Here is a 23,614-nt window from a genome sequence, read left to right as displayed (position 1 = left end):
GTGACCTGGCCTACGATCACCGCATGAGTGGCGCGGTCCGGATTCTGCTGGTCGAGGACGATCTCGATATCGCCAATGCCCTGATACCCGCATTGCGGCGGTACGGCCTGATGGTGACGCATGTCCGCACGGCCGCGGACGCCTTGGCGGCGGATCCCGGCGACCTGGTGCTGCTGGACCTCGGGCTGCCGGACGGGGACGGTATCAACGTGTGCCGGCAGATCCGGACGGTGTCCGACGTACCGGTGATCGCGGTGACCGCGCGCGGCGAGGCGGCCGACCGGGTGCGCGGCCTGCGCAGCGGCGCCGACGACTACGTGGTGAAACCGTTCGCGATTTCCGAGCTGCTGGCCCGCATCGATGCTGTACTTCGTCGTACCGGCCTCCTGCAGCCCCGCCCCCGGGTGACCGTCGGCGACCTGACCGTGGACATCGAGGCCCGGACGGTTCAGGTGGCGGACAAGCCCATCAGTCTGACCCGCAAGGAGTTCGACGTGCTCGCAGTGCTGGCCGCGCACCACGGCCGGGTGGTTCCCCGTGAACAGGTCGCGCTGTACGCCTGGCAGTCGGTCTTCGAGGCGTCGTCGCGCACCATGGACGTGCACGTCGCCAGCCTGCGCGCAAAGCTCGGCCGGCCCGAACTGGTGCAGACCATCCGCGGCGTCGGCTACCGCCTCGGTTCGGACTGACCGTTGCGCCGTCGACTGCTGCAGTCCCTCGTCCCGATGGTCGTCGCCCTGGCGATCGTCGCCGTGATCCCGCTGGCGAACTTCATCGCCACAAGCAACTCACGCACGCTCTTCCTGTCCCGCAGCAACGACGCGGACTGGTTCGCCGCGATGGCCGAGTCCCCGTTGCAGACCGGCGACATCGCGAACCTGCGTGAGCTCGCGGTCCGGTACCAGGAGCTCTACGACACCCCGGTCTTCGTCGTCGACGTCGACTCCCGCGTCGTCGCCACGTCGGTGTCCGGTGTGGACGTGAAGGAAGAAGACATCGCGACCGCCCTGCACAGCACGCTGGCGGGCCGTCTCCCACCCGAGCCGCCGGCGCTGTGGCCGTGGGCCGCCGGCGAGATGATCGTGTCCCGCCCGGTCGTCAACAACGGCAGTGTGCTCGGCGCCGCCGTGCTGCGGGTGCCGACGGACAAGGCCCGTGACCAGGTGCAGCGCGGCCTGCTGCTGCTCCTCGGCGGCCTGCTGATCAGCATCGGCGCGATCATCATCGGTATCGTCCGGCCGATCACCCGCTGGGTGCTGCGGCCGCTGCAGGACCTCGACAACGCCACCCACCAGATCACCCGCGGCGCGCTCGACACCCGGGTCTCGACCGACGGTCGTGCACCGGAGCTCCGCCGGCTGGGCGACAGCTTCAACTCGATGGCGCTGAGCCTGCACCAGGCCCGGCAGCGTGAGCGCGAGTTCGTCGCCGACGCGTCGCACCAGCTGCGGACGCCGCTGACGTCGGCCCGGATCCACATCGAGGGCCTGTCCCGGCTTTCGCCGACCGCGCGGTTCGCGCTCAGCGACATCGACCGGCTCGGCCGGATCGTCCAGCGGCTGTCCCGGCTGGCCGGCTCCGACCGCCCGTCGGCGGATGCCGAGGGCAACGAAGAGCCGCTGGACCTGGCCCAGGCGGTGAAGGAGCGGCTGGTCGGCTGGAAGGCCGTGTACTCCGCCGACGACCTGGAGCTGATCATCGGCGAGATGGTCCCGGGCGGGGTCGCGCCGGAGCTCGAGGTCGACGACATCCTCGACGTACTGCTCGACAACGCGTCGAAGTACGGCGCACCGCCGGTGGAGGTCTCGGTCACCCGGGACGGCACCGAGGTGGTGCTGTCGGTGCGCGACCACGGCCTGGGGCTCGGATCGCGGGACCTGAAGAAGGTCGGCGAGCGGTTCTGGCGCAGCGCGCACCACCGGGAGATGCCGGGTACCGGTCTCGGCCTGGCGATCGTGCGCTCCGAGGCGGCCAGGGTCGGCGGCCGTGTGGTCGCCCGGCCGCCGATCGGCGGCGGCCTCGTGATCGAGGTCCGCGTCCCGCTGATCGACGACTACGACGCCTGAGCAGTACCGCTCCAGTACCGCTCAGATGTGATTCTGGCGGTACCAGCGCTCCGCGGCGGGATGCAGCGGGACGGGCATGGTCGCGATCGCCGAGCGGGGGTCCAGCGCGCCGGCCTCGGGGTGGCCGCCGGTCCCCGGGCTGGCTCCGGGTGACGGGGTGCCCTTGATCAGGTCGTTCTGCCGGCGGAACAGGGTATTGAGCGTCCACCACGCCCACGAGTCCGACAGGTTCTGCTTCGCGATCAGGTAGTTCGGGACCGCCAGCGTCGGCACCGAGCTGGCCAGCCCGTACTGCGACGGCGGGATCGCGGACACCAGGAAACCGCCGAACTCCTTCAGTGCGATCGACTCCGCGACCGCGCTGATGTCCAGCAGCCGGAACCCGATGGTCCCTTGCAGCTTGGCGATCGGATCGGTCGGGACGCCACCGCTCCAGAAGAACGCGTCGATCGAACCCCTGGTGGCGGTGCCGCGGGGTTGCACCGCTGCCACCATCTCCTCGAGGGTCAGGTTCTTCCGGATCACGTCGACCTTGTTCGGGTCCAGCTCCGGGTTCTTCTGGATCAGCTCGGCCTTGGCCCTGTTCAGGATCATGTTCGCGACGATCTCGGTCCCGGAGTCCTTCGGACCGACGCCGACGACCATCTTCCGGTTCGGGTCGGCCTTGCTCGGGAACAGGTCGTCGAGCTTCGACGCCTTCGATGCCATCGGTACGACGACGTGCACGTAGTTGTCGTAGACGCGGGCGAGCGCGGTGAACCGCAGCGGGCCGGTGCTGAAGTCACCGGTGCCCTCGTACGCCGCGAGCGCGGAGTCCGACGTACAGAATCCGAGGTCGGCCTTGCGGCCTGCCACCTTGTTCAGGTTGTCCACCGACCCGTCGCTGACGATCGGCTTCAGCTCCATGCCGGTGACCTCGCTGACCAGTGCGCACAGCGCCGTCCCGAACTTGTTGTAGACGCCGTTCAGGTTCCCGGTCGAGAACACCGCGGCCTCCGACGGCGCCGGCTCGTCCGCGCGGCCGCGCGAGCAGCCGGGCAGCAGCAGTCCGGACGCCGCGGCGGCACCGAGGCCGAGCACGCTGCGCCGCGTCAGACCGGTCGGCCGGGAGGGGGACAGCAGGCGGGGGCGATCCATGCAGGACAACCTAGACAACAATGAGGCCTCGGGGGTAGCCGTGTCGGCGCCCTGCAATCCAACCGCTACTCACAGAGATTCACACAGCAAGAGACAAACTGCGTCTGGACGCATCCGGGGTCGGTGTGACAGCGTTGTCATCGGTGCGGCCCGGTCGGCCGCGTGAGGATCCTTTCCCGGAGGCTGATTTCGTGCACGACGACCGTCAACTCATCGAGGAGCGGCTGAAGCGCGCCCTGCGGGAGCGGCTCCGCCCCGCGATCTACGGCGCGGCGGTCCCGCTGGACATCGAGGTGTGGCACGCACCCGGTGAGCCGGTGTCCCCCGCCGAGGCGCTGGCCCAGACCTACGAGCCGGCCGAGATCGGGCTGCCGTGGGGTCCCGCCTGGGGCACCGCGTGGTTCAAGTTCAGCGGTCAGGTGCCGGCCGAGTGGGCCGGCAGCGAGATCGAGGCGGTCATCGACCTCGGCTTCAGCGGCGGCCCCGGCTTCTCCGCGGAGGGCCTGGTGCACACCACCTCCGGCCGGCCGCTGAAGGGCCTGCACCCGCGGCAGACCTACGCCCCGCTGTCGATCCTCGGCCCGGACGGTACGGCGGCATCGCCGGGCGACCGGATCGAGTTCTACGTCGAGGGCGCCGCCAACCCGGAGATCCCGCTCGACAACGCCTACGCGAAGGTCGACATCGGCGCCAAGCTCGGTGAGACTCCGATCTACCAGCTCACCCGCGCCGACCTGGCCGTGTTCAACGCCGAGGTGTGGGACCTGATCCTGGACCTCGAGGCGCTCGACAGCCTGCAGCGTGAGCTGTCGCTGCAGGACCCGCGCCGCAAGGAGATCCTGCGGGCGCTCAGCCGTTCGCTGGACGCGCTCGACTACGAGAACGTGGCCGGCACCGCCGCGGACGCCCGCGCCCAGCTGACCGACGTCCTGAGCCGGCCGGCGCACGCGAGCGCGCACCAGCTGTCCGCGGTCGGGCACGCGCACATCGACTCCGCCTGGCTCTGGCCGCTCCGGGAGACCCGCCGCAAGGTGGCCCGGACGGTGTCCAACGTTGCCACTCTGGCCGAGGAGTACCCGGAGCTGGTCTTCGCGTTCTCGCAGGCCCAGCAGCACGCCTGGGTGAAGGACAACTACCCGGAGGTCTGGGAGCGGCTGAAGAAGGCCGTTGCCGAGGGCACCATCGTTCCGGTGGGCGGCATGTGGGTCGAGTCCGACACCAATCTGCCCGGCAGCGAGGCGCTGGCCCGGCAGTTCGTGCACGGCAAGCGGTTCTTCCTGGACGAGTACGGGATCGACACCCAGGAGGTCTGGCTGCCGGACTCGTTCGGCTACACCGCGGCGCTGCCGCAGCTGGTGAAGCTGTCCGGATCGAAGTGGTTCCTGACCCAGAAGATCTCCTGGAACAAGGAGAACAAGTTCCCGCACCACACCTTCTGGTGGGAGGGCCTCGACGGGACCCGGGTGTTCACCCACTTCCCGCCGATCGACACGTACAACTCGGACCTGTCCGGCCGTGAGCTCGCGCACGCGCAGCGGAACTTCCAGGAGAACGGCGCCGCGACCCGGTCGCTGGTTCCGTTCGGGTACGGCGACGGCGGTGGCGGCCCCACCCGCGAGTTCGTCGCGACCGCGCGCCGGGTGGCGAACCTGGAGTCCTCGCCGAAGGTGACCATCGAGTCGCCGACCGAGTTCTTCGCCGCCGCCGAGGACGAGTACCGCGAGCATGCTCCGGTCTGGTCCGGTGAGCTCTACCTGGAGATCCACCGGGCGACGTACACGTCGCAGGCGAAGACCAAGCAGGGCAACCGGCGCAGCGAGCACCTGCTCCGCGAGGCCGAGCTGTGGAGCACGGCGGCCGTCGTCGCGGGCAAGCTCGACACGTACCCGTACGAGGACCTCGACCGGCTGTGGAAGGTCGCGCTGCTGCACCAGTTCCACGACATCCTGCCGGGCTCCTCGATCTCGTGGGTGCACCGCGAGGCGGAGGCGACGTACGCGCGGGTCGCCGAGGAGCTGAACGCGATCATCGCCAAGGCGCAGCAGGCGCTGGCCGGCGAAGGCTCCGCGCAGATCGTCTTCAACGCCGCGCCGCACACGCGCAATGGCGTGGCCGGGCTCGGTGCGGGCATCGCGGCCGGCGAAGGTCAGGCCGTCACCGTCGAGAACGGCGTACTGGACAACGGCGTCATCCGGGTCACGATCGACGAGCGTGGGCTGATCACCTCGCTGTACGACCTCGAGGAGCACCGCGAGGTCATCGCGCCGGGTGCCGTGGGCAACCTTCTGCAGCTGCACGTGGACACCCCGAACCACTGGGACGCGTGGGACGTCGACTCGTTCTACAAGAACAACGTCCGGGACGTCACCGAGGTCGACAGCGTCGACTTCAGCACCGTCGACGGCGTCGCGACCGTGGTCGTGAAGCGGTCCTTCAACCGGTCCACGGTGACCCAGACGCTGCGGGTCCGCCCAGGCGTGAAGCGGGTCGACATCGAGACCGAGATGGACTGGCACGAGGCGGAGAAGTTCCTCAAGGCGGCGTACCCGGTCGACGTGCACGCGGACCGCTCGGCGTCCGAGACACAGTTCGGGCACATCTTCCGGCCGACCCACCAGAACACCTCGTGGGACGCGGCGAAGTTCGAGATCGCGGCGCACCGCTGGGTGCACGTCGGCGAGCCGGGGTACGGCGTCGCCGTGGTCAACGACTCGACGTACGGCCACGACATCAACCGGACCGCGCGGGAGGACGGCGGTACGACGACCACCATCCGCACCTCGCTGATCCGGGCGCCGCGGTTCCCCGACCCGAAGACCGACCAGGGCGTGCACACCGTGAACCACGCGCTCGTGGTCGGCGCCGGGATCCCGGAGGCGATCAAGGAGGGCTACTGGATCAACCTCCCCGAACGCGTCGTCACCGGCGCCGAAGGCGTCGGCCCGATCCTTGCCGTGGACAACGACAACGTGATCGTCGAGGCGCTCAAGCTGGCCGACGACGAGTCCGGCGACGTGGTCGTCCGGCTCTACGAGTCCAGCGGCGGTCGCTCCCGTGCCACCGTCACGCCGTCCTTCGCGGCGGCGTCGGTGACCGAGGTCGACCTGCTCGAGCGACACCTCGCGGACCGGGACCTGAAGGACAACGGAGTCACCTTCGAACTCCGTCCCTTCCAGATCCTCACCCTCCGCTTCAAGCGCTCCTGACACAGCACCCCTGAAGGCCCGCCCGAACCCCCTCGGGCGGGCCTTCGTCTTTCCGCCGCCGGGTGTTCACCCGACTGACGTAGCGTGGAAGAACAGGCTCGATCGGTGGAGGTGGCATGGCCCGGACCCCGTTGCTCGGTTCCCGGACGCTCGACCGTCAGACGGCCCGCACGCTGCCGCCCGGGCCGAAGCTGCCGACCCTCGCGCAGACTGTGCTGTTCGCGAGTCACCGCAGGACGTTCTTCCCGCGGATGCGGGACAAGTACGGCGACGTGTTCACGATCCGCCTCGTGCCGTCGAGTCGGGTGTGCGTCGTACTGAGTCGCCCCGATCACATCCGGGAGGTGTTCGGCAGCCCGCCGTCGGTGATGCACGCCGGCGAGGGGAACATGGTGCTGGAGCCGATCATGGGTTCGCACTCGTTGCTGCTGCTCGACGACGAGGACCACGTGCGGATGCGGAAGCAGCTGATGCCCGCGTTCTCCGGCGCGGCCTTGCGCGGGTACGCCGCGATGGTGCTCGAACTCGCCCAGGCCGAAGTGGCGAAATGGCCTGTGGGGAAGCCGTTCAAGGTGCACCAGCGGATGCGGAACCTGACGCTGGAAATCATCCTGCAGGTGATCTTCGGCGTCACCGACGCCGACCGGCTGAACACGCTGCGCCCGTTGCTGGACAAGATCGTGTCGGTGTCGCCGGTGATCATGCTCGGTGGGTTCTACCCGCCGCTGCTCCGGGTGCGGCCGTGGAAGACCTACCTGGACACGCAGAAGCAGGTCGACGAGATCCTGTACGACGAGATCGCCGCCCGCCGCGAGACGTTCGCCGGACGCAACGACGTACTCTCGCGGTTGCTTGCTGCGGGCAACTGGTCGGACGTGGAGCTGCGCGATCAGCTGGTGACGCTGCTACTGGCCGGGCACGAGACGACGGCGACCGCGCTGGCGTGGGCCTTCCACGAACTGGCGCGCCGGCCGGCCGATCTGGAGTTCGGTCAACGCGCCGCCGACACCGGCTCCGACGACGAACTCGAAGCGATCGTCAAGGAAGCGCTGCGGCTGCATCCGGTCGTGTACCAGGTCGGCCGGCGCCTCACCGAGACCACCGACCTCGCCGGCTACCGGCTGCCCCGCGGTACGACGATCATGGCCGCGATCGGCCTGGTCCACCGCGACGCCGAACACTTCCCGCAGCCGCAGGAGTTCCGCCCGCAACGCTTCCTGTCCGACGATCCGCCCGCGCCCGGCACCTGGATGCCGTTCGGCGGCGGGGCCCGGCGGTGTATCGGCGCCGGATTCTCCCTGATGGAAGCCACCGAGATCCTCCGCGCCGCCGTCGGCGCCTACAACTTCCAGGCCCCGCACCCCGAACCCGAACCGGCCCAGGCCAAGAACGTCACCCTGGTCCCCCGCCACGGCGCCGAGATCCTCGTCACCCGCAGGTAGGTCAGTCCTCCAGGTCGCCGACGTCTCCCAGGTCGACGTCGCGGTAGTTCTCGAGGTCGGACTCGTCGTCGTCCTCGAGTTCGAACCCGTCGTCGTCCACCACGTGGACGGCGGCTTCCTCGGCGCCGGCGGCGGCGCCGTCGATGCCGACGTCCTCGGCGAACAGCTCGCTGTCGTCGTCGCTGTGTGCACCCTCGTCGGAGGCGACCAGGCGGCCGGAGCGCTCGGTGCCGACCTGCGGGCCGCCGACGTCCTCACCGTCCTCGGCGTACGGGTCGGCGTCCGGGACCTCCTGGGCGATCCGCTGGTCCAGCGTCTCGCCCTGGAGCGCCTCGTCGGCCGTCGTGCCGAAGCCTTCGCCCGCGGACCACTTCTCCGGCGGCGAGTACCCCTCGTCGAGCAGGTCGTCCACGCCGCGGTCGTTGAGCGTGTCCTCCGCCTGCAGCTGATCCTCGTCGTCCACGGAGTAGCTGCCGTAGTCCTCACGGTTGTTGTCGGTCATGAGGCAACACTGAACCGCAAGGCGCCGATGAATCAAGCTGGCGCACCCATCCCGCAGAATGGGGCGCGTGGATCCGGTCAGGTTGACGTTGGACCAGTTGCGGGAGCTGCGCGACGACATCGCACCGCAGGCCGCGCGGCGGTCCCGTGCCTCGATCCGCCGGCGGATCGAACGCTGGCGCAGCCGGGTCTTCTTCATCGCCCAGTGCGCACTCGCCGCCGGAGTCGCCTGGGCGATCGCGCGGTATGTCGTCGGTCACAAGCAGCCGTTCTTCGCCCCGGTCGCCGCGATGGTCTGCCTCGGCTTCAGCTTCGGCCAGCGTCTCCGCCGGGTCGCCGAGGTGATGGTCGGGGTGGCGGTCGGGGTCGGCGTCGGCGACCTGTTCGTGAAGGTTTTCGGGACCGGCGTACTCCAACTCGTCTTCGTCATCGCGCTCGCGATGAGCGTCGCCGTACTGCTCGGCGCCGGGAACCTGATGACCACCCAGGCCGGCGTCCAGGCCGCGATCGTCACCACGCTGCTGCCCAACCCCGGCGCCGGCTTCAGCCGCTGGCAGGACGCGGCGCTCGGCGGGCTGGTCGCGCTGGCGGCCGCCACGATCGCGCCGGCCGCTGCCATCAGGCGTCCTCGACAACAGGCGTCAGGCGTGCTGAACGAGCTGGCCGAGATCCTGATCGAGACCGCCGACGGCCTGCGCGATCGCGACGAGGAGGCCGTCACCGACGCCCTCCGCCGGGCCCGCGCGAGCGAGTCCCGGCTCGACGACCTGCGCAGCGCCGCCGAGGAAGGGGTCGCGGTCGTCCGGCTCTCCCCGTTCCGCCGCCGGCACCGCGGGCGGGTCCAGGAGATCGCCGATCTCGTCGTACCGCTGGACCGGGCGATCCGGAACACCCGGGTCCTGGTACGCCGGTGCGCGGTGTCGGTGTGGCGCGACGAGCGGATGCCCGACGAGTACCCGGCGCTGCTCGAACGCCTGGCCGACGGCACCCGCCTGATCGGCGAGTCCCTGTTCGAACCGGCCGCCGACGTCGCCGCGCACCGCGTGCTGGGCGAACTGGGCCGTCGTACGGCGGAGATGCCGCTGCCGATCGGACTGTCCGCGGTCGTCGTCCTCGGTCAGCTGCGCTCCACGATCATCGACCTGCTCGAACTGACCGGGACCTCGTACAACGACGCCCGGAAGCTCGTCCCCCTGCGGCTGGACGGACTCGACGAGAAGTAGTGACTCAGGTCACATCGCGGATTCCCGTCATACCTTCAGGCCCTCTGCGTCTCACTGGCATGACGATCCACCGACTGATGACCACGATGGCCACCGAGCAGGTCCGCCAGCTCGAGGACCTGTTGGCTGTCGACAGCACCCAGACCACAGACGACCGGACCGACGCCGCCGCCGAGCACTGAGGCGCCAGCCGGACGAACGGACCCGGGCGGCGCACCCGGACGGTCTGGCCCACCGAGCCAGACCGCACGGAAGTCGCACATCAAACGCAGAGGCGCCCCAGTGCGAGGCGCCCCCGGATCCGTTACCGGTGCACCGCCACAGAGGTGCACCTCACCACCCGCCGACCGTCCTGACACCGTTTGCGCGAGGTTCAGGCCGGTCGGCGGGTGGTTTCATTTGCTGGTAGCCAGCGTGATCTCGGTGGTCACCGAGTTCGCGATGAAGCACTCCCGGTGCGCCAGGTGGTGCATCCGCTCGAGCGTCTCGGCGTCCGGCTCGGCGCCGTTCCAGACGATCTTCGGGTTCAGTGTCACCTCGGTGATCGCCAGCCGGCCGTCCGCGTTCTTCGCCATCACGCCGACCGCGTGGTCGTCGTACGCGTCGATCACCATCCGTTTCCGGGCCGCGATCGCCAGGAACGTCAGCATGTGGCAGGACGACAGGGCCGCCACGAACGCCTCCTCCGGGTCGACCGGGCCCGGGTTGCCCAGGTACTTCGGGTTCGCCGAGCCCGGCACCGTGATGCCGCCGTCGAAGCGCCACTCGTGGTCGCGGTCGTAGGTGTCATAGGTGAACTCGTGCTCACCACGGCTCCAGCTCACGTCAACCACATGCTCCGACATCCGCACATCACCTTCCGACGACATCTCCACGGCACCACTTCGGTGCTGTCACAGGATTGCATCGTACGGCGGTGTGCCCGGGCAGCTCGGCGACGAAGTCGCTGTCGTACCGCGCGGCCATGCCCGCGACCGGCCAGTCCGTCGTCACGACCTGCGCGCCGCTGGCCAAGGCGATCCCGAGCCGGGTGTAGTCCTTGTCGCGGATCGTCGCCATCGGCTCGTCCGACCGGGTCCGGATCAGGTAGCCCTTCGACACCAGCCGCTGGATCTCCGCCTGGTTCGCGCCCCGCGGGTCGTTCACCTGCGTGATCGCCGCGTCCGGCTCGCCCTCGGGACCCCGGGTGAAGACCGCCCGGCCCTCGAGGTTCTGGTGACCGGTCCGGTACAGGTCGCGGATCGCGCCCGGGCCGCCGTTGTCGAAGTAGAACAGCACCTGGCCGCGGGCCTCGTCCAGCGTCGGCCAGCCCTTGGTCAGGACCGACTGCTCGAGCGTCAGACCGGGCTTGCGGACATCGTCCGGCGTCAGCAACTCCTTCTCGGAGAACACCGACCGGATCTCTTGGTCAACACCCTCCAGATTGGCGGCGTCCCACGGGGGCGACTGGACGCCGCCGGCCGCGACCACCTTCGGGTCGGACTGCTTGAGCTCGAGGTTGAGCGTGATCGGCACGTGGTTCGGGTGCTGGTCGGACCACGACTTCACCTGCTGCAGGCACAGGACGAACGTGTCGCAGGTGGTGTTGTAGTCGAAGTCCGGGACGTGCATGACCTTGATCCCGGGACGAGCCATCGCCGGGTCGGTGAGCGGCCCCTGCCCGGTCAGCTTCCGGATCAGCGGGTACGTGTACAGGCCGCCGGCCGGGTCCGGAAGCAGGTCGAGTTCGAGCGTGCGGACGTTCTGGTCCGCGAGCTGCTGCGTGATCGGCGCGTGCGAGTACCAGAGGTCGACCGAACCGGGGTTCTGGGCCTGCTGGACCTTCTGCTCGGCCGGGCTGAGCTCGCGGTGGTACGAGTTGTGCGACCCGATCATCTGGACCTGGTTGAACCGCAGGCCCGAGCCGTTCTCGGCGGACGCGGAGTTCTCCCGGGTGAGCGCCGTACCGGCGACCCCGGAGGCGGCCAGCGCGACGGATGCGAGGCCGACGACAGCGGATTTGTTGATGCGCATACGAAGTTCCCCTCCTCATGAGCCCTACTGATGCCGCGACTCCGTCGCGGCGGGTCATGGGGCTGTGACTCCCGTCCTTCCCTCGTCGCTCCGGTCGCTTCGCTCCCTCCGCTCCTCAGTCCAGGACGGGAGGCCCCATGACCAACTGTCGGCAATCTGTCACAAAGAGGTGGCAACGGTGTCCCTCGAAGCGTGGACAATGGGTGAATGGTGACTTCGGGGGCCTATCCGCTGCGCCGGACGCCGACCCAGGACCGGGCGAGCCGGCAGGTCGAGCGGATCCTGGACGCGGCCTGTGCCGAGGTGGTCGAACGCGGGTACGACGCGGCGTCGACGAGCGGGATCGCGAAGCGGGCCGAGATCGCGGTCGGCAGCGTGTACCGGTACTTCCCGGACAAGCGCAGCCTGATCCAGGCGATCGAGCGGCGGAACCAGGCCCGCTACACCGACGCGGTGCGCGAGCGGCTGGCCGGCGTGACGAACTGGCGAGCGGCGGTCGACGTCACGCTGGAGACGTTCCGGGAGATGCACCGGACCGACCCTGGCTTCAAGGCGGTCGTGCTGAGCGGGCTCGGCGATCCGGAGCTGGAGTCGAAGCCGGGCGAGTTCGACGACCAGCACGCCGGCGAGTTCGCGGAGCTGCTGGCGGCGCGCTTCGGCGCGCGGGACTCGCGGGACTTCCGCCTGGCCGTGACGCTCAGCATCACGATGGGCGAGGCGCTGGCGCATCTCGCAGACCGGCTTTCCGCGGACGAGGCGGACTACGTTCTGGATCAGGGTCGGCCGGTGCTCTACAACCTGCTCGCCCCGCATCTTCCTGCTTGAGCCGGAGAGGAGGCTCAAGCAGGTGAACCGTCAGGCCGCCGTGGCGGAGAACGGCCCCAGGGTCGGCCAGTGGCTGACCCGGCCGGCCAGGCGGGCCCGGCGGGGCGTCCGGACGTCGTACGCGACGATCACCCGGTCACCCTTGGCGTAAGTAATACGGCTCCCGACCGGGAACTTGCGAGCGACCTCGTACGGTCCCTCACCCCGGCGGGTGTAGTACTCGACGATGACCTCGGTGTAGATCGCCGGGGCACCGCGCTGCAGTTGGCCGCGGACCGGGCCACGCACCCGGATCACTCGTCCCGCGGTCTTCTCTTCCGTGCCGGTGGGGAGTTCGTTACGCCGCAGACCGGCCAGAACCTCGGTCACGATGAAGGTCGCGACCACCAGCACCAGGCCGAACCCACCGAGTACAACGATCGTCAACATGGCACTCACCCCCGACGCGTCGCCCGCGAGCGACGCGGTCGTTTGTCGAAACTGCCCTTGCGCGGCGTTTGCCGCTCATCCGGTGAGACGCCACCGGATTCCACTTGGTTCCAGGTAAGTACAAAAACCTTTCTACAGCACCATAGTAGAGTCCGGTGGAGCGGTGTTTCTAGAGGTAGAGTTGACCTGAAGTTGTCAGTTTCCGCCCATTCCGAACTGGTACTGCGGCGGAACCGGCCGTTGTGTGCCAAGTGCCTCCTCCGCGGCCAGCCAGTAGTCGGTGAGCGGGTTCGCACCCTCCCGAACCGTGGCGAGCTGGATCCCTGCAGCGAGCAGGTCGTGCGCTGTGGCCGGGGCACCGGTCTCCAGTGCGTGCCGGACACGCAGCAGCTGGATCCGCGGGTCGTCAGGCGCGTGCTCGAGCATCCGCTCCGCCCGCTGCACGTCGGTGTCCAGCGCGGCCGCGACCGCCTCCACGACCAGCGGCACCAGGTCGGGCAGGAGCTCGACGGCGCGCTCGTAGTACTCCAGCCCTCCCGTGACCAGACCGAGGTTGCGTAGCGCCCACGCGTTCTCCCCAGACTCCCGCCACGCCTCGATCGCACCGTCGACGTCACCGTCGTAGTGCCGCGCGACGCCCCGGTGGTACCAGACGAGCCAGTTGTCCTCGGCCGCTTCCAGCAGGTCCCGCCACGCCACCAGAGTCCCGTCCGGTACGGCGTCAACAGCCGGCAGCTGCGCGTCGAGCAACGGCAGCCACGCCTGCTCGCGGGACGTCATCGTGTCCTCGCTGAACGGCGTACCGTCCGAGACGCTCCACCCGGTCCGCTTGAGCTCCAGCGCACCCCACCCTGATCCGACCGCGAGCCGCTCGACCGGCGCAGCATCAACAACCCCCAACCACGCCTGCTCCCTCCCACGCAGCCCATCAAGCAACGGTTCCAGCGCTGCTGCTCCCCCGGCTCGCGCTGCCTTCCAGTCCTGGGAGTGCGCAACACCGGCGTCCATCGAGAGACGTCCATACGCCTCCAGCCAGTGCCATGAAGTCCCGGCAGGCAGCTTCAGGTGCTCCATCTGTGTGCGCGCGAGCCCGGCCTGAATCTCGGCGTACCCGTCGCCCTCCAGCCCGGGCGACAGCCACTCCTGCCACCGGTGTCCACCGTCGCCCTGGCCCCAGACGAAGAGCTTGCGTCCCTGCAGCCGTTCGGTCGACGCCTGCACGAGGCCGTTGCCAGAGCCGTCCACGGACGCGATCCACGAGCGTTCGTCCGGCAGCGGTTCGAAGAAGTAGTCGATGGCGCGCGGGTGCCGCATCGGATAGGTCAGATCCGTAGTCACGTCGACCAGGTCCAGTCGGCTGCCGTACCCGAACTGCCAGGCCTGGTCCGCGGGTACGAGGACGCGGCGGTCCGGCGACTGCGGTACTGCGATGTTCGACCACCAGTACGCCGGGACCTCGGCGTCGGACGGGTTCTGCAGCCGTACGCCGACGTACAGGAACTCCGAGTCCTCCGGCAGCCAGAAGTCGAGTTGGGTGACGAGGTTGCGGGTGCGTTCGAGCTCCCACAGCCGCAGGACCGGCGTACCGTCCGGGCCTTCGACGCGGGCGGCGTGCATCGGTGCGCAGGTCCCGGTCCAGTGGCCGGTGCTTCCGACGTTCCACTCGACGCCGCCGGCGAACCAGGCGTTGCGCAGCGCGAGGTTCGCGGGCTGGAAGACCGGGTTGCAGTAGAGAAGCTCGGTGCCCTTGTGGACGAGCGAGTACAACCTTCCGCCCAGGCTTGGCAGGACGGTCGCACGCACATGGTCGTTCTCCAGCACCAGAGCAGGCAGCGCTGTCTCCACGAGGGTGCGGTCGTAGCCGTCCTGGTTCAGGCACGGCAGCGGGCTGTGCAGGCGCCCGTACTCGATGTTCTCCCGCAGGTCGGCGGGGAGCTCGGCGATGTTCTCGACGTGGTGCGGCTCGCGCTGGGTCCGGAGCGGTGCGAGCGGGTTCTCCGGACCGATCGAAGCTGCAGGAAGTACGACGTTTTGAACAGAAAGGATCGTCACTGCCCCATGATCCCAAGTGCGCTATACATGTCGCCATGGACGCTGATGTGATCGTCGTCGGGGCGGGGCTGGCCGGACTGGCCGCGACCGCCGAACTGGCCGACGCGGGCCGGAAGGTACTGCTGCTCGACCAGGAACCCGAGGCGTCGCTCGGCGGCCAGGCGTTCTGGTCGTTCGGCGGCCTGTTCTTCGTCGACTCTCCCGAACAACGCCGGATGGGCATCAAGGACTCCCACGGGCTGGCGATGCAGGACTGGTTCGGCTCGGCCGGGTTCGACCGGCTGGACGACGAGGACAAGTGGGCGCGGCAGTGGGCGGAGGCGTACGTCGACTGGGCGGCCGGCGAGAAACGTCCGTGGCTGCACGCGCAAGGCGTGCGGTTCTTCCCGGTCGTCGGCTGGGCCGAGCGCGGCGGGTACAACGCGGACGGTCACGGGAACTCGGTGCCGCGCTTCCACATCACGTGGGGCACCGGTCCGGGCCTGGTCGCGCCGTTCGAGCGCCGGGTGCGAGAGGCCGTCGGGAAGGGGCTCGTCGAGTTCCGGTTCCGGCACCGGGTGGACGATCTGACGGTGACGGGCGGTGTGGTCGACGGCGTCGCGGGCAAGGTGCTCGAGCCCAGCGACGTACTGCGTGGCGTGTCGAGCTCGCGGACCGAGGTCGGCGACTTCCAGCTGACCGCGCAGGCGGTGATCGTCACGTCCGGCGGGATCGGCGGTAACCACGACCTGGTCCGCTCGCAGTGGCCGAAGCGGATGGGCGAGCCGCCGAAGCGGATGATCAGCGGCGTACCGGCGCATGTGGACGGGCGGATGCTCGCGATCACCGAGCGGGCCGGCGGCCGCTACGTGAACCGCGACCGGATGTGGCACTACACCGAAGGCATCCAGAACTGGGACCCGATCTGGCCGATGCACGGCATCCGGATCCTGCCCGGGCCGTCGTCGCTGTGGTTCGATGCCACCGGCAAGCGGCTGCCGGTGCCGCTGTTCCCCGGGTTCGACACGCTGGGGACGCTCGAGCACATCATGACGACCGGGTACGACTACACGTGGTTCGTGCTGACCCAGAAGATCATCGAGAAGGAGTTCGCGCTCTCCGGCCAGGAGCAGAACCCGGACCTGACCAACAAGGACGTCAGGGGCGTACTCGGCCGGGCCCGCGGAGGCGCAACGGCACCCGTACAGGCGTTCATGGACAAGGGCGCCGACTTCGTTGTCCGCGGCAACCTTCCGGACCTGGTCCGGGGGATGAACGACCTGACCGGCGACAACCTGATCAAGCTCGACGACCTCGAGCGGCAGATCGTCGCGCGGGACCGGGAGCTGACCAACACGTTCACCAAGGACCTGCAGATCACCGCGCTGCGTGGGGCCCGCAACTACCGCGGCGACAAGCTGATCCGAGTCGCGTCGCCGCACCGGATCCTCGACCCGAAGGCCGGCCCGCTGATCGCCGTACGGCTGAACGTCCTGACCCGCAAGTCCCTCGGCGGTCTGCAGACCGATCTGGAGTCGCGCGTACTGCGTACCGACGGCACCCCACTCCCCGGCGTCTACGCCGCCGGTGAGGTCGCCGGCTTCGGTGGCGGCGGCGTCCACGGCTACCGATCGCTCGAAGGCACCTTCGTCGGCGGTTGCCTGTTCACCGGCCGTACGGCGGGACGCGCAGCCGCGAAAGCGGTGTCCTGAGAGTGTCCGACGTGATCTACCGGCACCGGCCGGTGTCGCGCCGAATGTGGCTGCTGCCGGTGGTGCTCTGGGTTCTGGCGACCACCGGCCTGTTGCTCACGTCCAAGGTCGAGCTCAGCCGCACCCAGGTGGGCCTGGCGATCTTCGGCCCAGCTGGGGTGTTCGGCATCTGGCTGCTCAGTCTGGCGATGCTCACCTGGCGCGGCACCGTGACCGTGACCCGGGAACGGCTGCGAGTGGGGACGGACCAGATCCCACTGGCGGCGATCGACCGCGACTGGGTACAGCTGCTGGCGACCAGGGCCGACCCGGAGCGTGCCGCCCGCGTCGGGGCACCGGAGATCGCCCCCGAAAGGCTGGCCGACAAGCGCCGCGGGCGCTTGCTCGGCGGTTCGTACGGCGCGACCGGGGCGGACGACCTCGTCACCCTCGACATTCGCAACGACCGCACAGGAGGGCTCGAAAGAGTCTGCATTCCCGCGCGCGACTGGCGCGGTCTTGTGATCGGACTGGTCACGGCAGTCGACCAGCGCGAGTAGTACCTGACGCCAGGTCGGTAGGGCGAGCTATAGGTCGTCAGCCCATACCCGGCGAAGGAGGCAGCTTCTAACGTGACGGCATGCGCCGCTTCCTCGCCTTGTCCGCCGCTGTCCTGCTGCTCTCGGGTCTCATGACTACGCCGGCGAATGCCCATCGACCGGTGCGCGTTCCGGGTGCCGAGTATCAACAGGTCGCCCATCTGGACGACCTGACCACGGCCGGCACGGTCGCGTCGGGTCACACGAATCCCGCGGACTACGCGGGCCTCACGCACTCGGGTCTGCCGCAGCAGTCCGGCGTACCGGGGGTGCAGGTCGACGGGTACTTCCCGGACAACTCGCACACCAACACCAACCACGGGTGGAACCACGACTCGCAGTTCGTGATCCGGCTGCCGCGGACATGGAACGGCGGACTCGTCGTGTCCGGATCACCCGGCGTGCGAGCGCAGTACGCGAACGACAAGGCGATCTCGGACTACGTGCTCTCACTGGGATACGCGTACGCCGCGACCGACAAGGGCAACACCGGCGCCGCGTTCTACACCGACGGGCTACGTCCCGGCGACGCGATCGTCGAATGGAACGTCCGTACGACGCAACTCGCGCGAGCCGCCCGCGCCACGGTCTCGCAGTACTACGGTCACCCGGCACGCGAGGTGATCGCCGCGGGGATCTCGAACGGCGGCTACCTGGTCCGTTGGCAACTCGAGAACCACCCCGAACTCTTCACCCGCGGCGTAGACCTCGAAGGCACGCTGTGGACGGCCGACGGGCCGAACCTCCTCACGTACTTGCCTCCGGCAATCAAGGGCTACGAGCGGCACGACCCGGCTGCGATCGTCGCGGCGGGTTTCGATCCGCGCTCGGACTTCCTCTGGGACTACCACTACACGGTCTACTGGAAGCTGACCCAGCGCATCTACGCGGCCGAGCTCGACCCGACGTACACCGGCAGCGAAGCCGACTACGACTACGCCCAGCGGCCCGAGGCGCACCGGGCGATCAAGCGGATCGCGCTCACCGGCAAGATCAAGAAGCCGCTCATCACCATCCAGGGCACGTACGACAGCCTGCTCCCGATCACCCAGGATTCCGACGTGTACGCCGAGATGGCCCGCGGCACCGGCCTGCACACGTACCAGCGGGTCGAGGCAGGCAACCACGTCGACGGCCTCGTCGACACCTACCCCGACCAACTGGTCCCACTCGTCCCCCTGCTGCAGAAGGCAATCAGAACACCATCGTGAGGAGGTCGGCGAACAGTTCCTGTTCGTCGACGTCCAGCCCGCGGTTCGTGAACCACGCGGCCATGTTGTGGCAGTCGCGGAGCAGGAAGTCCATGCCCTTCGGGTTGCCGACGATGTCGACCACCTGCGGCAGGTCGATCATCACGATGCGCTCCCCCTGGGCGAGGACGTTGTACGGCGAGAGGTCGCCGTGCGCCAGCCCGGCCCGGGCCAGCTCACGCATCCCGCCGCGGAGTTGCTCGAAGTACTGACCGAGCAGTTCCTTCGACGGGCGGACCTGGGCGAGCCGTGGCGCGGCACCGCCCTCACCGTCGTCGATGAACTCCATCAGCAGCTCGGTGCCGTCCACCTGGACGGGGTACGGCACCGGGACGCCGGCTTTCCACAACCGGTTGAGGGCGTCCCATTCGGCGTACGCCCACTGCCCAGCCGCGACACTGCGGCCGTGCGCGGTCTTCTTGTGCATCGCCCGGCTGTCCCGGCTGTTGCGGGTACGGCGTCCTTCGACGTACGACGTACTGCGATGGAAGGACCGGTGCTCCTCGGTGCGGTACCGCTTCGCGGCCAGCAGGGAGGATTTCGCCGGATTGTCGCCGATGGCTTCGACGGCCCGTTCGACCAGGAAGACGTCGGCTTCCTTACCGGTTTTGAGGACGCCGAGCTCGGTGTCGATCGCGGCCTGTTCCGTCACCACCCAGTCCGGGCGGGGATCAGGCCCGCGAGAGCCGCGCTCGACGTCCAGCCAGGTGGACCACCGCTGATCCGGACCCAGTTCCTCGTCGACGGAATGGAACTTGAAAACGAAGGCGTCGGACGGATCCGGTTGGGACTCGTCACGGGTCAGATCGGCCCAGCGCGAGTCGAGGTCGGGGTAATTAGCTGTGAGTTCGTACTCTGCAGACAACTGGTGTGCTCCTGAACGAAGAAGTGGAACTGACGCGGACATGCCGCAGCACAGTGATGGCCATCCGTCAGCCCTCCTTAGTCCAGGCAGCGTTCGCCGCCGCTCGGTCAACCCAGGATGCCCGCCCGCTCCGGGCCCCGCAACGTATTTACCGGAACTGCGATCGGGCGGTCGGTCGCAGGCGCAGCTCCTGCACCGGTTTCGCCGACCGGCACACCAGTTCGGGGAGCACCCGCCGCTGCCAGACCCGCGACCCGGCGAGCTGCCGGCGATGGTCGTCGTACGCCATGTCGTCGGCGAACCGCGCGAACCAGGTGAGCACCACCTCGTCCCGCAACGGCAGCTGCGGGAAGTTGTTCTCGGCAACCAAACTCTCGAGGACGGCGACCGGCGCGGCGCCGGTCGCCGTGAGCACGGGCACGACCTGATCGGTGAAGAACTCGACGAACCCGTCGTCCTCGGCACCGCGGTGGTAGACCGCGCCACCGACCACCGAAGTCGCAGGCTCGTCCGGTCGCGGCGCGTCGCGCGCCGGGTAGCCGGCCTCGAGGCGGACAGGCTTCAGTAGCAGGGCGTTGTCCGAGTCGATCATCGTCGCGTTCGCCGCCGCGGCGTGCGCGCGCCAGACCGGGCCGTAGTAGAACGCGTTCAGCGCGTCCGCCCGCGCGGGCAGATCGCGGAATCCGCGGATCCAGACGAACCGATCCGGGTCGTCCAGATCGCGGAACTGGCCGACGATGTGCATACCGGTCTGTTCCTGCCCCTCCACGAGGTAGGTGTCGAAGACTTCGATCAGGTTGTCCCGTTGCCCGGGGTGCAGCGTGTACTGGCGCAGGTCGACGACGGCGCAACACTCGTTCATGAATGCGAGCAAACCACTGAAACCTGACAGTTACTGTCAGGCGACAAGCGTTTCAAGCACCCGTAACAGTCGGGTACTTGAAAGCTCGGGCCGAGTTTGATCTGGTGGAGCTAGTGGTTCAGCCCCTGCCACCGAGCATGTACGACGACACGACGAGGTATCTCCCGTGACGATCGCAACTGCAGAACGCACCAAGCAGACCATCGCCGACGCCACCCACGAGCTGCTGCTCGAGGCGGACAGGGTCCCGGATCCCCGGCACCAGGCGTGCCTCGACGAGGTCGTCCTCCTGAACGCGCCGGTGGCGAGATCGATCGCCTCGCGGTACCGCAGCAAGGGCGTCGACGCCGACGATCTCGAGCAGGTCGCGTACCTCGGCCTGGTGAAGGCCGTCAACGGCTACAAACTGGAGGCGTCGACGGCGTTCCTGTCGTACGCCGTACCGACGATCCGCGGTGAGCTGAAACGGTACTTCCGGGACTGCGCCTGGACGATCCGGCCGCCGCGCCGGGTCCAGGAGATGCAGGGCAACATCGCCGCCGCGGAGCCTGAGCTGATCCAGCGGCTCGGTCACGTGCCGACCGACGAGGAGACCGCGGAGGCGCTCGGCACCGATCCGTCCGAGGTCGCCGAGGCCGTCTCGGTCCGCGGCTGCTTCAGCACGCTCTCGCTGGACGCGCCCGGTACGTCGGACGGCGGGACGAGCCTGCTGGAGACGGTCGCCGACGCCGAGGACGGCTACGACCTGGTCGAGAACGTCCACACCCTGACACCGGCGGTCGCGAACCTCGGTGAGCGGGACAAGCGCATCCTCCAGCTCCGGTTCTGCAACGGCTTCACCCAGGAGGAGATCGGCCAGGAACTCGGTGTCAGCCAGATGCAGGTCTCCCGCCTGCTCCGCGGCATCCTCGAAACCCTCCGCGCCGAACTGGCCGTGCAACGGGGCCCGAGCGGCGGCTGATTCGGGTAGCGTCGCCTTCGTGGACTTCGAGGAGGCGGCCGATGCGGTCTATGCGGCGCCGGCGGCCGACTTCATTGCTACTCGCAACGAGCTGGCCAAGCAGCTGAAGGCCGACGGCGACGCGATCGGGTCGACCCGGCTGAAGGCGCTGCGCAAGCCGACGGTCGCGGCCTGGCTCGCGAACCTGGTGGCCCGCAAGCTGCCCGACGAGCTGGACGACCTGCTCGCGCTCGGCGACGAGTTCCGGGAGGCGACTGCCGATCTCGACGGCGAGCGGCTGCGGGAGCTGACGCCGAAGCGTCACCGGCTCCTGGACAAGCTGTCCAAGGAAGCCGCCCGGCTGGCCGCCAAGGAAGGCCAGAAAGTCAGCGCGGACGTCGGCCAGAAGCTGCGCGAGACGCTGGATGCCGCGCTGGTGGATCCGGCCGCGGGCGACGCCGTACGCGAGGGCCGGTTGAGCAGCGCGCTGCGGCACGTCGGCTTCGGCGTTGTCGACGAGAACGGCGAACCGTCCAACGTCACCCCGCTCACCGACGAACGCCGCCAGGCCGCCCGCGACCGGCGGAAGGCCCAACGAGCGGAGACCGAGACCGCCGAGGAAGAGCGCGCGGCAGCCAAGCGCAAGCAGGCGGAGGAGGACGAACGCGAGGCGGCGGAGCGCGCCCTGGCCAAACAGGCGTTCGAGGAGGCAGTCGCGGCCGCCCAGGCCGCTGAGGCGAGGGTCGAGGAGCTGGACACCCAGCTCGACAACGCCCGCGAGGCACTCTCCGAGGCCCAGGCCCGGGTCCACAGCATCGGCGCCGAACTCGACGAGGCCCGCCGAGCCGCCCGCGACGCCCAGAAGGAGAGCCGCGAGGCCCGGAAGCGCTACAACCGGCTCTGAACTGGGTACCGGCCGGGGCGACCAGGAGTACCGGAAGGAGCTGGCGATGGCACGGGCGATCTGGAGCGGGTACATCAACTTCGGACTGGTCTCGGTACCGGTCGGGATGTACAGCGCGACCAAGGAACACGAGATCGACTTCCACCAGTTCCAGAAGGGCACCTCGGACCGGATCCGGTACAAGCGCGTGAACGAACGCACCGGCCGCGAGGTCCCGTACGACAAGATCGTGAAGGGTCACGACGTCGGCGGCGGCGAGTACGTGATCGTCGAGCCCGAGGAGCTCGACGACATCGCGCCGGGCAAGTCCCGCTCGCTGGAGATCGACACGTTCGTGGATCTGGACGAGATCGACCCGATGCACTTCCAGAAGAGCTACTACCTCGGCCCGTCCGATGCCGAGAACGCCTCGTCGTACGCCTTGCTGCGGGACGCGCTGGCGAAGACGAACCGCGCCGGGATCGCGAAGTTCGTGATGCGCGGCAAGGAGTACCTGGCGACGATCCGGGCCGACGAGAAGGTCCTCGTGCTCGAGACCATGTTCTTCGCCGACGAGATCCGCGACCCGGAGGAGCTCGGCGATCTGCCCCGGAAGGCCGGCGCCGGCAAGCAGTTGTCGATGGCGGTCGACCTGATCGAGGCGATGAGCGGCGAGTGGAAGCCGGCGTCGTACCAGGACACCTACACCGAGCGGGTCAAGGAACTGGTCAAGACCAAGCATCAGGGCAAGGAGGTCGTCTACTCCGAGGAGGAGCCGCAGGCGACGAACCCGACCGACCTGGTCGCCGCCCTGCGCGCCAGCGTCGAGGAGGCCCGCAAGGCCCGCGGAGCGAAGAAGAAGACCGCGACAAAGAAGACGACAGCCAAGAAGGCGACGGCCAAGAAGACCGCGGCGAAGAAGACCGCGGCCAAGAAGACCAGCCGGAGCAAGAAGGCTGCCTAGTTGTTGCTGTTGCCCAGGAGGTAGCGGCCGGGGTTGGCCGGTGCGCCGGCGTCCAGCCAGCGGTTGAAGCCGTCGGGGTTGCGGCGCTCGAACTCGTCGAGGCAGATCCGGCGCACCTCGGCGACCGCCTGCCGGTCGCGCGGATCGGCGCCCTGGGTCAGCTGAGTGGCGGTCTCGGACCAGACTCCGCAGAGCTCCTCGATGGAGAGCGGACACTGCAGCGACGCGATCAGCTGCTCGTCCGCCGCAAGCTGCGTCTCGGTCAGACGGACCAGTTTGCGCTGCTTACGCGACGGACGCAGGCGCGGGGCCCGATCGGGTACGGCGAGATCGATCAGCACGAACAGTGCGGCCAGGATCAGCGCCGACACGAGCCCGAGTGCGCCCCACGCGAGCAACCGCACCAGGCCCGGCAGGCACAACACCGCTGCGGCGGCCGCGCCCGCGACCAGGGCCGCCGAGCTGTACGGCGCATCGTCCGTCACGTGCCGCACCACCGCAGCCAGCGGCCAGACCAGCACGAACACCACGAGCAGCAGGAGCGACGCGGCGAGCGGACCGAGCAGGAGGACGCCCGCAAGCGCGCCGGCTGTCCCGACTCCGAGACCGGCCGCGATCCCCACCCGCCGTACCCAGGAAAGCTGCATCACCAAGGCTCACTCACCGTCACCACACCCCACAGAGTCC

At 69.0% G+C, this 23,614-nt stretch carries 22 protein-coding genes; 13 read left to right on the top strand and 9 right to left on the bottom strand.

Translation table 11 applies throughout. From position 1 onward, the window contains the following. Nucleotides 1–23: 23 nt before the first annotated feature. Nucleotides 24–689, top strand: coding sequence for a response regulator transcription factor (locus EV137_RS21960; protein WP_012918592.1), 666 nt, complete (start codon nt 24–26; stop codon nt 687–689). A 3-nt stretch (nt 690–692) separates the two neighbouring features. After that, nucleotides 693–2,066, top strand: a complete 1,374-nt coding sequence (locus EV137_RS21955) for a sensor histidine kinase (RefSeq protein ID WP_238175481.1) — start codon at nt 693–695, stop codon at nt 2,064–2,066. A 21-nt stretch (nt 2,067–2,087) separates the two neighbouring features. Here the strand turns inward: EV137_RS21955 and EV137_RS21950 are convergent, their stop codons facing one another. Further along, entirely contained in the window at nt 2,088–3,203 is a 1,116-nt protein-coding gene (locus EV137_RS21950) for a TAXI family TRAP transporter solute-binding subunit (protein ID WP_134003155.1), read from the bottom strand. A gap of 191 nt (nt 3,204–3,394) precedes the next feature. On the opposite strand from EV137_RS21950, the gene EV137_RS21945 reads away from it, so the two are divergent. Together EV137_RS21945 and EV137_RS21940 are read left to right on the top strand one after the other, a co-directional pair. Further along, complete coding sequence (locus EV137_RS21945) at nt 3,395–6,409, top strand: alpha-mannosidase (RefSeq protein WP_134003153.1); 3,015 nt, start codon at nt 3,395–3,397, stop codon at nt 6,407–6,409. A 116-nt stretch (nt 6,410–6,525) separates the two neighbouring features. After that, on the top strand, nt 6,526–7,851 hold the full coding sequence (locus EV137_RS21940) for a cytochrome P450 (protein WP_134003151.1): 1,326 nt from the start codon (nt 6,526–6,528) through the stop codon (nt 7,849–7,851). Between the two features lies 1 nt (nt 7,852). Here the strand turns inward: EV137_RS21940 and EV137_RS21935 are convergent, their stop codons facing one another. Beyond that, nucleotides 7,853–8,353 carry a DUF5709 domain-containing protein gene (locus EV137_RS21935; protein WP_134003149.1) on the bottom strand — a complete coding sequence of 167 codons (501 nt, stop codon included), beginning with the start codon at nt 8,351–8,353 and terminating at the stop codon, nt 7,853–7,855. Between the two features lie 67 nt (nt 8,354–8,420). Between EV137_RS21935 and EV137_RS21930 the strand changes: the two genes are divergently transcribed. Beyond that, nucleotides 8,421–9,575 carry an FUSC family protein gene (locus EV137_RS21930; protein WP_238175480.1) on the top strand — a complete coding sequence of 385 codons (1,155 nt, stop codon included), beginning with the start codon at nt 8,421–8,423 and terminating at the stop codon, nt 9,573–9,575. A 59-nt stretch (nt 9,576–9,634) separates the two neighbouring features. Beyond that, a complete protein-coding gene (locus EV137_RS41790; RefSeq protein WP_255517825.1) occupies nt 9,635–9,757 on the top strand; it encodes a hypothetical protein in 123 nt (40 codons plus the stop codon). 213 nt (nt 9,758–9,970) lie between these two features. Here EV137_RS41790 and EV137_RS21925 read toward each other — a convergent pair whose 3' ends face one another. Together EV137_RS21925 and EV137_RS21920 are read right to left on the bottom strand one after the other, a co-directional pair. Then, the gene (locus EV137_RS21925) at nt 9,971–10,420 is read right to left on the bottom strand and encodes an OsmC family protein (protein ID WP_134130552.1); all 450 of its coding nucleotides are present in this window, start codon (nt 10,418–10,420) and stop codon (nt 9,971–9,973) included. A gap of 7 nt (nt 10,421–10,427) precedes the next feature. Next, the gene (locus tag EV137_RS21920) at nt 10,428–11,588 is read right to left on the bottom strand and encodes a phosphatidylinositol-specific phospholipase C1-like protein (RefSeq protein ID WP_134130551.1); all 1,161 of its coding nucleotides are present in this window, start codon (nt 11,586–11,588) and stop codon (nt 10,428–10,430) included. 207 nt (nt 11,589–11,795) lie between these two features. On the opposite strand from EV137_RS21920, the gene EV137_RS21915 reads away from it, so the two are divergent. Next, nucleotides 11,796–12,413 (top strand): TetR/AcrR family transcriptional regulator, encoded by a 618-nt coding sequence (locus tag EV137_RS21915; RefSeq protein ID WP_134003141.1) that lies wholly within the window; start codon nt 11,796–11,798, stop codon nt 12,411–12,413. A 30-nt stretch (nt 12,414–12,443) separates the two neighbouring features. Here the strand turns inward: EV137_RS21915 and EV137_RS21910 are convergent, their stop codons facing one another. Beyond that, the gene (locus EV137_RS21910; protein ID WP_238175479.1) at nt 12,444–12,842 is read right to left on the bottom strand and encodes a DUF3592 domain-containing protein; all 399 of its coding nucleotides are present in this window, start codon (nt 12,840–12,842) and stop codon (nt 12,444–12,446) included. Nucleotides 12,843–13,037: 195 nt separating this feature from the next. After that, entirely contained in the window at nt 13,038–14,894 is a 1,857-nt protein-coding gene (locus tag EV137_RS21905) for a DUF5107 domain-containing protein (RefSeq protein ID WP_134130550.1), read from the bottom strand. A gap of 35 nt (nt 14,895–14,929) precedes the next feature. Here EV137_RS21905 and EV137_RS21900 point away from each other — a divergent pair, with 35 nt between their 5' ends. The 3 genes from EV137_RS21900 to EV137_RS21890 all read left to right on the top strand — a co-directional run bounded on the left by EV137_RS21900 (nt 14,930) and on the right by EV137_RS21890 (nt 18,374). Continuing rightward, a complete protein-coding gene (locus EV137_RS21900; protein WP_134130549.1) occupies nt 14,930–16,585 on the top strand; it encodes an FAD-binding dehydrogenase in 1,656 nt (551 codons plus the stop codon). A 2-nt stretch (nt 16,586–16,587) separates the two neighbouring features. Then, nucleotides 16,588–17,124: a DUF3093 family protein gene (locus EV137_RS21895; RefSeq protein WP_134130548.1), complete on the top strand. Its 537-nt coding sequence runs from the start codon at nt 16,588–16,590 to the stop codon at nt 17,122–17,124. Nucleotides 17,125–17,204: 80 nt separating this feature from the next. Beyond that, a complete protein-coding gene (locus tag EV137_RS21890) occupies nt 17,205–18,374 on the top strand; it encodes an alpha/beta hydrolase family protein (protein ID WP_134130547.1) in 1,170 nt (389 codons plus the stop codon). Here the strand turns inward: EV137_RS21890 and EV137_RS21885 are convergent. Then, a complete protein-coding gene (locus EV137_RS21885) occupies nt 18,358–19,278 on the bottom strand; it encodes a serine protein kinase RIO (RefSeq protein WP_238175478.1) in 921 nt (306 codons plus the stop codon). The genes EV137_RS21890 and EV137_RS21885 overlap by 17 nt on opposite strands. A 148-nt stretch (nt 19,279–19,426) precedes the next feature. Continuing rightward, the gene (locus EV137_RS21880) at nt 19,427–20,140 is read right to left on the bottom strand and encodes an NIPSNAP family protein (protein WP_134130545.1); all 714 of its coding nucleotides are present in this window, start codon (nt 20,138–20,140) and stop codon (nt 19,427–19,429) included. Nucleotides 20,141–20,306: 166 nt separating this feature from the next. Here EV137_RS21880 and EV137_RS21875 point away from each other — a divergent pair, with 166 nt between their 5' ends. From EV137_RS21875 to ku, 3 genes are read left to right on the top strand one after another with little or no spacing between them, the layout of a single operon-like run. Then, nucleotides 20,307–21,101, top strand: a complete 795-nt coding sequence (locus tag EV137_RS21875; RefSeq protein WP_238175477.1) for a sigma-70 family RNA polymerase sigma factor — start codon at nt 20,307–20,309, stop codon at nt 21,099–21,101. A gap of 19 nt (nt 21,102–21,120) precedes the next feature. Further along, complete coding sequence (locus tag EV137_RS21870) at nt 21,121–21,984, top strand: hypothetical protein (RefSeq protein ID WP_134003128.1); 864 nt, start codon at nt 21,121–21,123, stop codon at nt 21,982–21,984. A 46-nt stretch (nt 21,985–22,030) separates the two neighbouring features. Continuing rightward, the gene (gene ku / locus EV137_RS21865) at nt 22,031–22,927 is read left to right on the top strand and encodes a non-homologous end joining protein Ku (protein WP_134130544.1); all 897 of its coding nucleotides are present in this window, start codon (nt 22,031–22,033) and stop codon (nt 22,925–22,927) included. Here the strand turns inward: ku and EV137_RS21860 are convergent. Beyond that, the gene (locus tag EV137_RS21860; protein WP_134130543.1) at nt 22,924–23,574 is read right to left on the bottom strand and encodes a hypothetical protein; all 651 of its coding nucleotides are present in this window, start codon (nt 23,572–23,574) and stop codon (nt 22,924–22,926) included. The two genes, ku and EV137_RS21860, sit on opposite strands and share 4 nt — an antisense overlap. Nucleotides 23,575–23,614: the final 40 nt, after the last annotated feature.

Source organism: Kribbella pratensis (assembly GCF_004366075.1).
Classification (GTDB): domain Bacteria; phylum Actinomycetota; class Actinomycetes; order Propionibacteriales; family Kribbellaceae; genus Kribbella; species Kribbella pratensis.
The sequence above is the reverse complement of the archived record's forward strand: the minus strand, read 5'-3'. Positions and strand labels throughout refer to the sequence as shown.